The organism is Arthrobacter pigmenti (assembly GCF_011927905.1).
GTDB classification, from domain to species: Bacteria; Actinomycetota; Actinomycetes; order Actinomycetales; family Micrococcaceae; genus Arthrobacter_D; species Arthrobacter_D pigmenti.
Map to the genome: position 1 here is coordinate 3,583,203 of NZ_JAATJL010000001.1, position 14,008 is coordinate 3,597,210.

Consider the following 14,008-nt stretch of genomic DNA (forward strand, 5'->3'; position numbering starts at 1 on the left):
GTGGGATCCTGCACAGATGAGTGCGCGATCCCGGTTCCATCGGGCTGCCCATCGCACCGGCCTGGAAATCCTCGGCTGGACCCTTGTTGTGCTCGGAATCGCAGCGCTGGTGTTGCCCGGTCCCGGCCTGTTGATGGTGGTCGGCGGACTGGCGGTGCTGTCCCAGCAGTACGCGTGGGCTGAGCGGCGGCTGCACCCGATCAAGGAGCGGGCCTTCCAGGCAGCGCGCATCGGTGTGAAGACGTGGCCGCGCATCGCTGTCAGCGCGTTGAGCGCCTTCGCGTTCATGACGGTGGGAATCATCTGGATGACGCAGCCGCCCGCCCCGGGCTGGTGGCCGCTGGATGAGCGGTGGTGGCTGCCCGGCGGGTGGGGGACGGGCCTGAGCCTGGTCCTGTCGGCCGTGATCGCGCTGGTTCTGCTGGTCTACAGCATCCGCCGGTTTAGGGAAGCGCCTAAACAAACTTCTTGATGCGGACTTGCTTAGTGGACATGCCGCACCGCCTATGGATGGAAATTGCTGGAGAATACATCGTTGAGGGTGACGGTAGTGAGCGCACGTTCACGGATCAGCGCCTGCAACTCCGGGAACACACGGGTAACGGGGTCGAAGTTCAGGTGGCCGATGACAATGTGCTGTGGGAGGAACCACTGTTTGGCGTTGTCAATGATTTGTTGTTCCGTTAGCAGCGCCGAGTCCGCCAGCGAACCGTACCAAAGGGTTGGGGTGGTGTAACCGATGGAGGCGGCGGCCTGGAGAACGTGCTCGTTGTAGTAACCGTAGGGCGGACGAAAGAACGGTCGGGCGTCCACGCCGAATAACTCACCGATCCGGTCGTGCGCGCGCTGCAGTTCATCGACGACGCCCTGATGGGTCAACGATGTGAGATCCGGATGGCTCCAGGTGTGGTTGCCCAACTGCACCTGACCGCTGTCCACAAGTGGCTTGAGTGCCTGAACGTTCCGTTCCCAGGCTGGATACATGCAGGTCGCGAACAGAGTCAGGCGGGCTCCTGTCGTCGCGGCGAACTCGGCGTACGCGGCGACGACCGAGGGGTCCGTGCCGTCGTCGACCGTCCAGGCAAGGAGGTTTCCCTCACCGGGCAAACCCGTGATGACGTTCTGCGGCGCCGGCACCCGCACGAGCGGGGGAGCGGACGCCGCTGACGGCGGAGGGCTGGATGTGCTCGGGGATGTGCTCGGGGTTCCCGTCGGCGCGGTCCTGCACAAGTCCCCCTTCCAGAAGATTCAATGTCCACCACGATAACGTCCCGAGAAGACCGCTCGCAGATTTCGATGACAGTGCTCCCAAGTGACTGTCAGGACCCAATGCTAGGTTGAATCGGTGCTCACGGTTATTGGCGAAGCCCTCATTGACGAAGTCATCAGCGACACCGCGCCGCCCCGCGCCCATGTGGGAGGAAGCCCGCTGAACGTTGCCGTTGGGCTCGCCCGGCTGGGCCACCCCACCCAGTTCCTTGGCCGGTACGGCGAGGACCAATTCGGTCGCCGCATCCGCGCGCACCTATCGGAAAACTCGGTGCTGACGCCGCTGGCTCCGGACTCCCTTCCCACCAGCGTTGCCTCCGCCCGTCTCGATCCGGTTGGCGGAGCCAACTACACCTTTCAGCTCGCCTGGGAACTGCCGGACCTGAGCCGGCGGGAATTCCTGTTCAACGGAACCACTCTGGTCCACACCGGATCCATCGCCTCGATGCTGACGCCCGGAGCAAAGGATGTTCTCGCTGCCGTCCGGCATGCCCGGCCCTCTGCCACCATCAGCTATGACCCGAACTGCCGGCCCACCATCGTCAAGGACGCCGACTATGCGCGGGAACAGGCGGAAAAGTTCGTCGCCCTCGCGGACATCGTCAAGGCCTCCGATGAGGACCTGCAGTGGCTGTACCCGGATCGCGACCCGCGCGAATCCGCCCGTCGCTGGCTGTCGCTGGGCCCCGCCGTCGTCGTCGTGACGCGCGGTTCCAAAGGCCCGTGGGCCGTGGTCGAACGCGGTGAGTGCGAGGTCGCCGCGCCGTCAGTCCCCGTGGTGGACACCGTGGGTGCGGGGGATTCGTTCATGGCCGCGCTGCTGAGCGCACTGGTGGACCGGGAGCTGGACGGCGCGCAGCGGAGGAATGAGCTGCACTCCGTGTCCGTTGAACAGGTACAGGGCGTGCTGGCGTTCGCGGTTGCAGCTGCGGCGGTGACCGTCTCCCGCGCCGGCGCCAATCCACCAACCCGAGACGAACTCAAAGTACAAGGAGAATACGCATGACCCGCGACCCCTACGCAGATCTTCCCGACGTTCCTTCTTTCGACCTCACCAGCTCGGACATCCGGCACAATGAACCGCTCGACATCAAGCACGCCTCCGGCCGGATGGGTGCCGGCGGACACGACGTCTCACCGCAGCTCTCCTGGGGCGGCTTCCCCGAGGGCACCAGGAGCTTCGCCGTGACCGTCTATGACCCGGATGCCCCTACCGCCAGCGGCTTCTGGCACTGGGCGGTCTTCAACATTCCCGCGAGCATCACGTCGCTGCCATCCGGTGCCGGCACGGAGGACGGCGCGGGACTGCCGGAAGGCGCCGTGCAGTTGAAGAACGACGGCGGCTTCCCCGGTTTCGTGGGCGCCGCCCCTCCCGCAGGTCACGGCCCACATCACTATCATGTGGTGGTTCACGCGGTGGACGTCGAGCGACTGGACATACCGGCGGAAGCTTCGAATGCCTACCTCGGATTCAACCTTTTCTCCCATACCCTTGGACGCGCGCGTATCATCGGCACCTACGAGCAGTAAGCCCAGCCCGGGAGGCACGCCATGCTGATTCTGTTTGGATTCAAGACCGCCGTCAAGGAGCTCTCCCGCAGGCAGGCCGTGTGCCCAAACTGCGGCCAGCACGCGTCCCAGCGGATTGATCAGCGGGCAACGAAGTTCACGCTGTTCTTCATCCCGCTGTTCACCACGAGCCGCAAGTACTCGCGGACCTGTGCTTACTGTGGTGTCACGAGCGAGCTGTCGAAAGGCGAGAAGGACGCCCTCGTCTAGGTCCTTCAGGGCGCTTGGGTAGGCTTGAGTCCTACAACGCAAGGAGTTCTGCGCATGCGCCTGGTCGCCAGTGACATGGACGGCACCATCGTCGGCCACAACGGTCAAATTTCCGACCGCACCGTCCGCGCCTTCGAGGCATGCCTGGCCGCCGGCGTCGAGGTTGTGTTCGTTACGGGGCGGCCGCCCCGGTGGCTGGATCCGCTTCGGCAGCTCGGCTTCACGGGCACGGTGATCTGCTCAAACGGAGCGCTGACCTATGATCTCGGTGAAGAGAAAGTCCTCTCGGCGGACCTGCTGGACGCCGAAAGCATCCTCAAGGCTCAGGAGATCATCCGCGGGCTCTACCCGGCCGCAACCTTCGCGGCGGAGACCATGGATGACTTCCTCATCGAGCCGGGATTCGCTCCAACCGGATCAATCGAGTTGCTCGGCGGTCTCGAGCCGCGCCCGCTCAACGAAACATTGAACGGCAACGGCGCGATCAAGTTCCTGGCCCGCGAGGTGGACATCACCGCGGATGAATTCCTGCACGGGGTTGCGCCCGCCGTCGAGCACCTGGTCGCCACCACCCATTCCGCGCCTAATATGCCACTGCTCGAGATGAGCCTTCCCGGGATTAATAAGGCGGCCACGCTTGCAAAGTATGCGGCAGGCCTTGGGATCGAGCAGGAGGACGTGATTGCCTTCGGTGACATGCCGAATGACGTCCAGATGCTCGGTTGGGCCGGACACGGGTATGCAATGTCCTCCGGTCACCCGGAGGCGCTCGCAGCGGCTAATCTCCGCGCGCCGGCCTTCGACGACGACGGCGTCGCCCAGGTGCTGGAGGAGCGCCTGACCTCGCTGAAGTCAGCCTGAGACGGGTTCGAGGTCGCTGAAGTGCCGAAGCGTTACTTCGACAATCCCGGGCCCGACGGCGCGCAGCGGCCAATCGCCCTCTCACACCGCGGATTCGCACCAGACGGCAGGGAAAACACCCTGCCCGCGATGGCGGCCGCACTGGACCTGGGTTTCGCGTACCTGGAGATCGACGTGCGGACCACGCGCGACGGCGTCGTCATGGTCTTTCACGATGAGCGCCTTGAGCGCGTGACCGACGGCAGCGGCAGGCTCGCCGACCACAGCCTGGCGGAGCTGAGCGCGGTCAGGGTCCGGGGAAGTGAGCCCATTCCCACGCTTGAGGAAGTCCTGGAACGTTGGCCAGGCGTAAGACTCAACATCGACATCAAGGACGACTCCTCAATCCAGCCGTTCGCTGACCTCGTTGAGAAGCACGGTGTCCACGACCGGGTTCTGGTCGCCGCGTTCTCCGACCGGCGTCGGTTGCGGGTGCTGCGGAAGCTCAGCCGGCCCACGGCGTCGTCGGCTGGTATGGCGGTCAATGCCCTGATCAAGGCGTTGTCCCCGCTGAAGCTCACGCGGCTGATCGCGAAACTGGCCCGTGTGGACTGCGTTCAGGTTCCGCTGCGGTTCCGTGGACTTCGGGTTGCCGACCGCAACTTCATCCGACGGTGCAACGAGGCGGAAGTGCCGGTGCACGTCTGGACGATCAATGACAGGGCCACCATGGAGGAATTGCTCGACGACGGCGCGAGCGGGCTGGTGTCTGACCGCGCCGATCTCCTCGCCGAGGTCATGGTGGCGTGGGGAGCTTGGCCGCAGTACAATTAGTGCACTAACTATTCGTACACTATGATAGGTGTATGACGAAGAACTCCTGGCCCGAGCGGCTGATGAAAGCCACCGGAAAGTTGCGCATGGTCTTCGGCCCGGCAGACCAGGGCGCCCTCGGCGGGCCGGTGCAGTATGTCGACGACGCCGCCCACCGCGAGCGTCAGAAGCAGCTGCAGCAGTGGGATGTGGTCCGAAACTCGGACGGGTCAACGTATCTGGTGTCGCGCGTGAGCGATGGACGGGCATGAGCGTCTCGCAGGAGGAGGACCTGCTCCTCGAGCGGCAGCTCTGCTTTGCGCTCTCGGTTGCCTCCCGCAGCGTCATTGGCGCCTATCGGCCGGTACTCGAGGAGTTGAACCTCACCCACCCCCAGTATCTTGTGATGCTCGCGCTGTGGGAGAAGAGTCCGCGCACAGTCCGCGAGCTCGGCGAAGCGCTTGCCATGGAACCGGCAACACTCTCGCCCATGCTGAAGCGCCTCGAAGCGAACGGAATGCTCACCCGTCAGCGGGTGGCGGGAAACGAGCGGGCGCTCGCCGTCGAGCTCACGCCTGCCGGGCGGGAGCTGCGGCAGAAAGCCCTCTCCGTGCCGGGTACCATGATGGCCAAATTGGGTTTGACCCGCGAACAGGTGGAGGACCTCAACGCCACCATGGCGCAGGTCATCGCTGCAACCCAGCGAGCCTGACCGCGTTCAGCGCAGCGTCCCGGCCCGGATCTGCAGGTGGCCACCGCGCGCGGAGGCGCTGACTACGTCGTCGCACTCCTCCTCCACAACTGTCCAGGGATGCGCGTCGATGTCCGAGCCGCCCAGCGCACACGCCGCCCGTGCCAGAGGTGAGAGCAGCCCATAAGCACCCTTCGGCCTTTGCATGTCCACAATGCAGACCCGCGTTCGGCGACCGAGCGGGCGGACTACCGATTCCCAGACCATCCGCCACGCCGGAATGAGCGAGAGAACATACGTGGTGATGACGGCGTCAACGCGCGGGAGACCGGGGAGCGGTGAGGTGAGATCGGCGCAGACCAGATCGACGCCGGTTCCCCGGGCGCGCCGGGCCTGGGCCAGCATTGCGGGACTTCCGTCGACGCCGATAACCCGGCCGGTTGCGCCGATTCCGGAGAGCAGCCCCGGGAAGTTCAGGCCCGTCCCGCAGCCAAGATCCAGGACGGTCATGCCGGCCCTAAGCCCCAGTGCACGAATTCCCGCTTCGCGTCCGGCGGAGTACACGGGCCACTCGCCGGAGAGTGCGTTGTAGAAGGGTGCAAAGTGCTCGTAGCGGTCCAACGGCTTTCCTCCCGTTCGTGTGGGTGAAAGGCTAGCCGAAACGGAAGGGGAAGCGAATGTGGGATCTGGTCGTGATTGGCGGCGGGACAGCAGGCATCGTCGGTTCACAAACGGCAGCAGCGCTCGGCGCGAAGGTGCTCCTGATTGAGGAGGAGCGGACCGGAGGCGACTGCCTCTATACCGGCTGCGTGCCCTCCAAGGCGCTGATCTCCGCAGCGTCGGTCGCAGCGGAGGCAAGGGCCGGTAGCGCGTTGGGCATCCACGCCGAGACGCGCGTTGACTTCCCGCGGGTGATGGACCACGTGCGCGCTGCGATTCGCCACATCGAGCCGGTCGATTCACCGGATGCGCTCCGGAAAGCAGGGGTTACGGTGCGCAAGGGCCACGCAACTCTGGACTCGGAAGGCGCGGTCTCCTGCGACGGTGAGAAGCTGCCGTCCCGCAACGTCCTGATCGCTACCGGCTCCTCACCCCGGATTCCGGATGTCCCGGGTATTGAGCGCGTGCAGGTGCTGACCAATGACAACGTCTGGGAACTGGGCGAGCTGCCCGAACGACTCGCTGTCCTCGGCGGCGGTCCGGTTGGCTGTGAACTGGCCCAGGCCTTCGCGCGGCTCGGTTCCGAGGTAACCCTGATCCACTCGGGCGACCGGCTGCTGCCGCGCGAGGACCCGGATGCGTCCGCCATCGTGCGCAGCTCCCTTGAAACCGACGGCGTAACCGTGCTTACTCGCAGCCGGGCTGCCTCTATCGAACCGGGCGGTGCAGGAGGAACACTTACGACGACGGACGGTCGGACGATTCCCTTCACCCACCTCCTGGTCGGGACCGGACGGGTTGCACGTACCGCGTGGCTCGATGGCTCCGCTATGGCGCTGGATGATCGCGGCAGCATCATCACCGACAAGCACCTTCGGACGAACCTGCCGAACGTGTGGGCGGCGGGCGACGTCACCGCGAATCCGCGCTTCACCCACACCGCGGGCGTCCATGCGAGTATCGCGGCAACCAACGCCGTCGTCGGGCCGTTCCGCACTCTCCCATCACACAATCCGAGGGTGACCTTCACCGACCCGGAGGTTGCCGCCGTCGGGAATCTTGCGGGAGCACGCTCGCAAACTATCCCGCACACGCATGTGGACCGCGCGGTTGCGCAGGGCCGGATGGAAGGCTTCACGCGGGTTGTGCTCGACCGGCGCGGCCGGGTTGTCGGGGGCACCGTCGTCGGGCCGCGTGCCGGTGAGACGCTCGGCGAGATCAGCCTTGCGGTGAAACTGAAGACGTCGGCCTCGGCGCTGACTTCGGTGACTCACGCATATCCCACCTATAACGACGGCCTCTGGAACGCCGCGATTGCCGAGACGAGCGCCACCCTGCGGAAGCCCGTTGTGCGGCGGATCATGCGACTGGCGGCGAAGATCCGGACGAGGTTCAGAGCACCGGGTCGGTGATGGTCCGCAGGCAGTGCAGGGCGTGCGGGCCGTACTCTTCCATGGAGGCGTCGTCGGCGTGAATCAACAGGCGCAACCAGGACCCGTAACGGTTCAGCCGGCCCAATTGCAGCGCGGGCTCGAGCGCCTCCCGAAGCTCCGTCAGCGGCGCGTAGCCGGTCCAACGCTGCAGGTAGGAAGCGATGACGCGTCGAATCCGTGGGTCATCGGCCGGGACGTTCCAGCTCTCCAGCATGGCGCCCACCGGCACGTAGAGCGAACTGAACGGGTGCGCCCAGTAGGAGTCGCCGAAGTCGAAGAACCGTAGCGGGTCCGTGCTGGCGCCGGGGATGAACGCGTTGTTGGCGTGCAGGTCATTGTGGTCCAGTGAGAGTGGAACACCGAGTGCGTTGAGCTGTGCGGCCGCCGCTTCGATGCGCGGAACAGCGGCGTAGATCCGGTCCGCTGATTCGGCGTCGAGGTGCAAGGGGTGCTCCGGGGGCAAGCCGGTGTGCAGGAGGAGTTGATTGCTGACGAAGTTCCCTGCGATCTTGGGCTCCATCAAGGCAAGCCCGGCGTCCGCCAACTTCTTCCCGTGCGGTGCCACCTGCTGTTGAAGCGCGGCGAAATCCGTGACGACGCGTGCCCATAGCGCATAGTCCGTCGAGTCCAGCGAGGCGAGCGTTGCACCGTGGTCGGGGGAGATCATCCACCCTCTCGTGGGTTCGATCGCCAGCGGTGAAACCACGTGATCGGGCGCGATCTCGGCGAGCGCCGCCACGATCGAGGCCTCCTGGAACTGACCCGGATTGTTCTCCTTGAACCACATCTTGCCGTGATCGGTCGGGACGGTGACCTGCGCAGACCAGAACCGGATGCGCGGATCACTCAGGGGCCCGGTCTGCGCGATATTGAACGTTTCGAGCACCTGCGTGATCCACATCTGGATCTGCGACCGCCAGGCAGCGCTGGCCCACAGCTGGACGGGGTGCTGTGCGGGAACGGTCACTGGATTATTGTGTCATCACCCGCCACAGCGGAACCGTACGGTGCGTCTTTCACCCTTTTGTACCGTTCCCTGTAGCAGGTCAACCGTGCTGAAACAACCAGCTTTCGGAGGCACTTGAACGAAAGCCGCACCATTCCGTACGACGACGACGACGACGCCGCGTCACCCTGCGAGCGCCGCGTCCACGGCCGCCCGGGCATGCAGGGCCGTGGTCGGGAAAAGCGGCAGGTCGGCGTCGGCTTGGGATACGAGGAGCTCAATCTCGGTGCAGCCGAGGATCACGCCCTCCGCGCCGCGATTCTGAAGGTCCCTGATGATGCGCTGGTACTCGCGGCGCGAGGCATCCGCGACGATTCCCCGGCAGAGCTCTTCATAGATCACGCGGTGAACCACGGCGCGGTCGTCCGGGCCCGGCGTCAGCACTGTAAGTCCGTGCGCCGCGAGCCCGTTGCGGTAGAAGTCCTGCTCCATGGTGAACGCCGTGCCGAGCAAGCCGACCGTCGTCGTGCCGGTGGACCGCACGGCCCGCGCCGTGACGTCGATCAGATTGATGAACGGGATGTCTACGGCCGCGTCGATTGCCTGCGCCACCTTGTGCATGGTGTTGGTGCACAGCACCAGCAGCTCAGCCCCGCCTGCCTCCAGGTCAGCGGCCGCGGATGCCAGGACGCGCCCGGCCTCTTCCCAGCGGCCCCGCGCCTGCAGTTCCTCGATGGCGGCGAAGTCCACGGAGCGCAGGAGGCAGTCTGCTGAGTGGAGGCCGCCGAGTCGATCCTTCACCAGTTCGTTGATCAGGCGGTAGTACTCCGCACTGCTTTCCCAGCTCATGCCGCCGAGCAGACCGATTCGCAACATGGTCCCATCATTGCAGCGCTCAGACGACGAAAGGGCGTCCACGCAGTGTGAGACGCCCTTCCGTGTCGGATGGCTAACGATCCGAACCTGCGACCATGCCCTTCATGAACCATTTCTGAAGGAAGAGGTATGCCACCAGCACAGGTAGCACGGCCATGAGGGAGGCTGCAGCTGCTGCACCGAAGTTGTTCGACTGTGCTGAGAAGAACGCAGCGATGGAGGGCGCAATCGTCTGCATCTCGGGCTCTCGCAGGATGAACACCGAGAGCGCGTACTCGTTCCAGATCCCCACGCCCGTGAGGATCGCCACCGTTGCCGTGACGGGTTTGAGCAGAGGGAAAACTACTCGGAAGAACACCTGGAGGATGCCCGCGCCGTCGATCGTGGCCGCTTCCTCGAGCGAAAGCGGGATGGTGCGCATGAACGCGGCGTACAGGAACACGCTCAGCGGCAGATGCGAGGCGATCATCACCAGGATCGCACCCCAGTAGGTGTTCAGTGCACCCAGGTCACTAAGCAATGTGTACAGGGGCACCAGGATACTGAGCGGCGGAATCATGATGAGCCCAACAATCAGAAACATGACCGCCTTGTTGAATGCTGTGCGCCTGCGGGCAAGGGGATAGGCCGCGAGCGCACCGATCAGGCAGGTCAGCGCCGTCGAAACCAGTGTGATCAGCGCGCTGTTGCCGATCGATTGAAGAATGTTCCCGGACTCGATCGCGATGGCGAAGTTCTCAAAGAACAGGTTGTTGAAGGGGAGGATCCACTGCGAACTGAGGTCAGTTCGGTCCTTCAAAGCCGTGGTCAAGGTGACGTAGAAGGGAAGTAATTGCAGCAACGCCATAAGGATCAGCGCAACGCCGATGACGACGGCGACTGGCCGGTTCTTTTTGGTGACGCTCCGGTCTTCGTGGGTGATCATCTCAGGCCTCCAGTCGGCGACGGTTGAGCAGAGTGTTCAGGATGAGCGTGAACACAACGATGATGAGGAATAGCACCACGCCCATTGCTGCCGAGTACCCGGCGCTTTGGTTGTCGAAGTAGGTTTTGCCAATCAGGGTGGATACCGATTGCGTGGCGTACCCCGGACCTCCCCCGGTCATCACCTGGATGACGTCGAACAGTTTCAAACCGCCAATGAGGTTCAGAACGATGCTCGTGGCGAAGGCAGGCTGCAGAAGCGGAACCGTGATGTGCATGAACTGCTGCGCCTTGGTGGCGCCGTCCAGGGTTGATGCCTCGTAGTACATCCCGGGGATGGACTGCAGCCCCGCCAGGTAGATGATCATCGAGATACCGACGAACTGCAGCGAGTTCACCGCGACGATGATGAAGATGGAGGTGTTCGCGTCGCTGAGCCAAGCCACGCGTTCGCCGCCCAGTCCCACCACGATGTCATTGAATGCACCGTTGTTGTACTGGAACAGCAGGTAGTACATGGTGCCCATGATCACGGGGGATACGAGGACCGGCAGGTAGATGATAGCTCTCGCCGCGCTGCGTCCACGCATCTTCCGATCCAGCGCGACGGCGATCGCAAGTCCAAGGATCTGCTGGATCACCGTGCTGCCTACACCGTAGATGAAGGTGTTGAGGAGCGCCGTGCGGAAGATTTCGTCCTCGACCAGCCGCAGGTAGTTCTCGATGCCAACGATATCCCGGGCGGCGCTGTAGCCGTTCCAGTTGGTGAAGGAGATCCCGATGCCGGCGATGAGCGGATACACGGTGAACGCAGCCATGAGGATGACTGCCGGCAGATAGAGGAAGTTGACGGCAGCGCCCTTGAAGGGCTTCTTCCGACGGTGCAGTCCCTGTGGCGGTGACTGTCGGGTGCTGGGAGCGGCCTTGGCGGTTCCCGATAGTAGTTCAGTCATTGAGTCTCCGATGTTCCTGCCTGCCTGCCGGGTAGGGACGGGCCGCCCCTACCCGGCAGATCGGTTATTCCTGGCCGAACAGACTGCTGAAGTCCGCAGCCATCTGTTCCGTGACGCCGGCAGGATCGCTCTGGCCGGTAATCAGCGCATCGGTAGTGGTGACCATGGTGTCCCACATGCCGTTGGGCAGGTACACGCGGTCGAAGTAGGGCACGAGCGGGTATTCGCCGCCGTCGACGTAGGTCTCGAAGCTGGTCTGGAGAGCGCCGAGATCGGACTCGGCATTGGTGAGGCCGGGAGTTGCAGAGAATGCAGTAGCGAGCTTGGAGAGGTTCTCCGGCTCCGCAAGGAACTCGAGGTACTTCAGTGCGGCCTCTTTCTGGTCCGAGTCCTTGGCCACTCCGTAGGCGTTGCGCTCGCCGCCAATGAGGTAGGGACCTTCATCGTTGAGCGAGGGTACGGGGATGAAGCCGAGCTGCGCGTCCGGGTTGTAGGCCAACGCGTTCTTCACCAACGAGTTGGAGGTGAAGGCAAACGCTGCCTTGTCCTCCGCGAACGCCCGCGCCATATCGTCGCCCGTAGCGGAAACGTAGTCAGGGTTGTAGTACCCCTTCTCACGCCATTCGTCGATGGGCTGCATTGCGTTGGAGTAGCTCTCGGCGACGAACTCGCCTGCTTCCATCTGCGCAAGCTCTTCTTCGTTGAAGGCACCCGGCGCGATCCAGTCGGCGACGTTGCCGGAGTATTCGTCCTTGCCGCCTACGGAGATCGGCGTGGCTCCGCTGTCCAGCACCTTCTGGGCGGCCTCGTCAAAAGCCTCCCAGGTGGTGATGTCCTCAGGCGCGACGCCGGCAGCCCCGAGAACGGTGGCGTTGTAGATGATGCCCGCAATGTCGGTGTCGACGGGGAGAGCGAAGAACTCGCCGTCGTCGGTCTTCATCGCAGCTTCAAGGGAGGGGTTGAAGTATTCAGCCCATGGCTGCCCACCGAGGGGCTCGAGGAACTCGCTGTAGCGGTCCCGGGACCAGCCGTGGGTCCAGAAGATGTCGGGAACGTCGCCGCTGGCCAGACGAACCTTAATGTCCTTTTCGAACTCACCAGTGGTCGGACGGAGGTCGATGTCGATATCGGGGTTTGCGTCCTCAAACTCACCCGTGAGCTCCTCAAGGACTGGCCGCTGGCTGGCATCAACCGCGAGGCCGGTCTGGAACTCGATCGCTTCAGAAGAGGAATCTCCTGAACCCCCACCGCACGCGGAAACGGTAAGGGCGAAGACTGCAGCGGAGCCAATAAGAGCTATGCGTGACTTCATTGTCTGATCCTTCACTTTGGTTGGATGGGTACTGGCCAGCCTGAGAGGCGGCGGATGGTGCGGACGTAACTCAACCGCAGAGCTTTCCAAGTTTGTGACTCAGCTAACACAGTGCTAGTGAATCTACACGTGTAGCTACCGAGACACAAGGGTTTACAAAGAGATTGCCAAAAGTGTTGACTCGTGTAGATAGGAGTGGAAAACTCGTTTGCAGGCCCCGGCCAAAACCCTCATCTGCCACCGGCAACACGGCCGGACAATTCGAAAGGCAACCATGCCCATCTCAATCGGGATCATTGGCGCAGGCCAGTTCGCAGGCCAGTTCGCCAAGCTCTTCAAGCTTCACCCAGGAGTATCCCGCGTCCATGTGACCGATGTCCTCGCGGAGCGCGCGGAGAAGCTGAACGAGCGCCTTCAGCTTGACGGTGTATTCGACAACTTCGATGACGTGCTGGCTTCCGACGTCGACGCCGTCGCCATTTTCACCCAGCGCTGGACTCACGGCCCCCTGGTGGAAGCCGCTTTGCGCGCCGGAAAACATGTCTACTCGGCGGTTCCCATGGCGATCAGCCAGGAAGAGATCAGCCGGATCATCGAGGCGGTCCGGGAAACCGGTCTCACCTACATGATGGGGGAGACGAGCTACTACAACCCGGCCACCGTCTATGCCCGCAACCAGTTCGCAGAAGGCAAGTTTGGTCGGGTGTTCTATTCGGAGGGCGACTACGTCCATGACATGGACCTCGGCTTCTACAAGGCGTACCAGTACTCGGGCGGCGCTGAGTGGAAGAAGACCGCAAGCTACCCACCCATGCTTTATCCGACGCACTCCATCGGGGGTGTCCTCGGCGCGGTTCCCACCCACGCAGTGAGCGTGAGCTGCCTCGGAGTGAAGGACGACCGCGGCGACGGTGTCTTCGACAAGTCGGTCAGCATGTTCGAGAACGATTTCTCGAACGCGTCAGCGCTCTTTGAGCTTGCCGACGGCGGGACCATGCGCGTCAATGAGATGCGCCGGGTTGGTTACCCGAGCCACATCCGCGAATCACGCTTCCGCTTCTTCGGTACCGAAGGAAGCTTCGAGCAACTTGCCAAGGTCGCGGTTTGGCAGGACAAGACGGGGGTCGAGGACGTTTCGGACCTCGTTGAATCCCGTCCCACCATGGCCGAGGATGACCCCGCACTGGCCAACGTTGCACCTGAACTGCGTGATGCCTTCATGTCGGGTCTTGCGAAGGTGCACGACGCCGGCCGCCTCCCCGAGGAATTCCGCGGAGTTCCCAACGGACACGAGGGCAGCCACCACTTCCTCGTGGACGATTTCGTCACCGCGACCAACAACGGCACCCTGCCTACCGTGAACGCCTGGGTTGCCGCCCGCTACACGCTCCCGGGCATCATCGCCCACCAGTCTGCGCTGCAGGGCGGCGTTCGCCTGGACATCCCGGACTTCGGTGACGCTCCGTCACAGCCTTTGGATAGGGTAGAGCCAGCATACGCAGGCAGTTGACA

Annotated in this window: 18 protein-coding genes; 10 read left to right on the top strand and 8 right to left on the bottom strand. The window is 63.6% G+C overall.

All coding sequences use genetic code 11. The features are described from left to right. Positions 1-16: 16 nt before the first annotated feature. Positions 17-472 carry a PGPGW domain-containing protein gene (locus tag BJ994_RS16910; RefSeq protein WP_167995574.1) on the top strand — a complete coding sequence of 152 codons (456 nt, stop codon included), beginning with the start codon at positions 17-19 and terminating at the stop codon, positions 470-472. Between the two features lie 32 nt (positions 473-504). On the opposite strand, the gene BJ994_RS16915 is transcribed toward BJ994_RS16910, so the two are convergent. Beyond that, positions 505-1,137 (bottom strand): polysaccharide deacetylase family protein, encoded by a 633-nt coding sequence (locus tag BJ994_RS16915; protein ID WP_167995575.1) that lies wholly within the window; start codon positions 1,135-1,137, stop codon positions 505-507. Next, the gene (locus BJ994_RS16920) at positions 1,097-1,252 is read right to left on the bottom strand and encodes a hypothetical protein (protein WP_167995576.1); all 156 of its coding nucleotides are present in this window, start codon (positions 1,250-1,252) and stop codon (positions 1,097-1,099) included. The genes BJ994_RS16915 and BJ994_RS16920 overlap by 41 nt, the downstream gene beginning before the upstream one ends. A 93-nt stretch (positions 1,253-1,345) precedes the next feature. On the opposite strand from BJ994_RS16920, the gene BJ994_RS16925 reads away from it, so the two are divergent. The 7 genes from BJ994_RS16925 to BJ994_RS16955 are packed head-to-tail and all read left to right on the top strand — an operon-like array spanning position 1,346 to position 5,413. Continuing rightward, positions 1,346-2,275 (top strand): PfkB family carbohydrate kinase, encoded by a 930-nt coding sequence (locus BJ994_RS16925; protein WP_167995577.1) that lies wholly within the window; start codon positions 1,346-1,348, stop codon positions 2,273-2,275. Next, on the top strand, positions 2,272-2,799 hold the full coding sequence (locus BJ994_RS16930) for a YbhB/YbcL family Raf kinase inhibitor-like protein (protein WP_167995578.1): 528 nt from the start codon (positions 2,272-2,274) through the stop codon (positions 2,797-2,799). The genes BJ994_RS16925 and BJ994_RS16930 overlap by 4 nt, the downstream gene beginning before the upstream one ends. A gap of 21 nt (positions 2,800-2,820) precedes the next feature. Then, positions 2,821-3,048 (top strand): zinc-ribbon domain-containing protein, encoded by a 228-nt coding sequence (locus BJ994_RS16935; protein ID WP_167995579.1) that lies wholly within the window; start codon positions 2,821-2,823, stop codon positions 3,046-3,048. 54 nt (positions 3,049-3,102) lie between these two features. Further along, positions 3,103-3,909, top strand: a complete 807-nt coding sequence (locus tag BJ994_RS16940; protein WP_167995580.1) for an HAD family hydrolase — start codon at positions 3,103-3,105, stop codon at positions 3,907-3,909. Between the two features lie 21 nt (positions 3,910-3,930). Further along, positions 3,931-4,722: a glycerophosphodiester phosphodiesterase family protein gene (locus BJ994_RS16945; RefSeq protein ID WP_167995581.1), complete on the top strand. Its 792-nt coding sequence runs from the start codon at positions 3,931-3,933 to the stop codon at positions 4,720-4,722. Between the two features lie 32 nt (positions 4,723-4,754). Next, positions 4,755-4,973, top strand: a complete 219-nt coding sequence (locus BJ994_RS16950) for a hypothetical protein (RefSeq protein ID WP_167995582.1) — start codon at positions 4,755-4,757, stop codon at positions 4,971-4,973. Continuing rightward, positions 4,970-5,413, top strand: a complete 444-nt coding sequence (locus BJ994_RS16955; RefSeq protein WP_167995583.1) for a MarR family winged helix-turn-helix transcriptional regulator — start codon at positions 4,970-4,972, stop codon at positions 5,411-5,413. The genes BJ994_RS16950 and BJ994_RS16955 overlap by 4 nt, the downstream gene beginning before the upstream one ends. Positions 5,414-5,419: 6 nt before the next feature. Here BJ994_RS16955 and BJ994_RS16960 read toward each other — a convergent pair whose 3' ends face one another. After that, complete coding sequence (locus BJ994_RS16960; protein ID WP_245192315.1) at positions 5,420-6,013, bottom strand: class I SAM-dependent methyltransferase; 594 nt, start codon at positions 6,011-6,013, stop codon at positions 5,420-5,422. 56 nt (positions 6,014-6,069) lie between these two features. Here BJ994_RS16960 and BJ994_RS16965 point away from each other — a divergent pair, with 56 nt between their 5' ends. Further along, complete coding sequence (locus BJ994_RS16965) at positions 6,070-7,464, top strand: dihydrolipoyl dehydrogenase family protein (RefSeq protein ID WP_167995584.1); 1,395 nt, start codon at positions 6,070-6,072, stop codon at positions 7,462-7,464. Here the strand turns inward: BJ994_RS16965 and BJ994_RS18495 are convergent. The 5 genes from BJ994_RS18495 to BJ994_RS16990 all read right to left on the bottom strand — a co-directional run bounded on the left by BJ994_RS18495 (position 7,445) and on the right by BJ994_RS16990 (position 12,496). Beyond that, positions 7,445-8,452 carry an aminoglycoside phosphotransferase/kinase family protein gene (locus BJ994_RS18495; protein ID WP_167995585.1) on the bottom strand — a complete coding sequence of 336 codons (1,008 nt, stop codon included), beginning with the start codon at positions 8,450-8,452 and terminating at the stop codon, positions 7,445-7,447. The two genes, BJ994_RS16965 and BJ994_RS18495, sit on opposite strands and share 20 nt — an antisense overlap. Positions 8,453-8,614: 162 nt before the next feature. Further along, positions 8,615-9,307 carry an aspartate/glutamate racemase family protein gene (locus BJ994_RS16975; RefSeq protein WP_167995586.1) on the bottom strand — a complete coding sequence of 231 codons (693 nt, stop codon included), beginning with the start codon at positions 9,305-9,307 and terminating at the stop codon, positions 8,615-8,617. Positions 9,308-9,380: 73 nt separating this feature from the next. After that, the gene (locus BJ994_RS16980) at positions 9,381-10,232 is read right to left on the bottom strand and encodes a carbohydrate ABC transporter permease (RefSeq protein WP_167995587.1); all 852 of its coding nucleotides are present in this window, start codon (positions 10,230-10,232) and stop codon (positions 9,381-9,383) included. 1 nt (position 10,233) lies between these two features. Then, entirely contained in the window at positions 10,234-11,184 is a 951-nt protein-coding gene (locus tag BJ994_RS16985; RefSeq protein WP_167995588.1) for a carbohydrate ABC transporter permease, read from the bottom strand. 64 nt (positions 11,185-11,248) lie between these two features. After that, positions 11,249-12,496 carry an ABC transporter substrate-binding protein gene (locus BJ994_RS16990; protein WP_167995589.1) on the bottom strand — a complete coding sequence of 416 codons (1,248 nt, stop codon included), beginning with the start codon at positions 12,494-12,496 and terminating at the stop codon, positions 11,249-11,251. 274 nt (positions 12,497-12,770) lie between these two features. On the opposite strand from BJ994_RS16990, the gene BJ994_RS16995 reads away from it, so the two are divergent. Beyond that, a complete protein-coding gene (locus tag BJ994_RS16995) occupies positions 12,771-14,006 on the top strand; it encodes a Gfo/Idh/MocA family protein (RefSeq protein ID WP_167995590.1) in 1,236 nt (411 codons plus the stop codon). Positions 14,007-14,008: the final 2 nt, after the last annotated feature.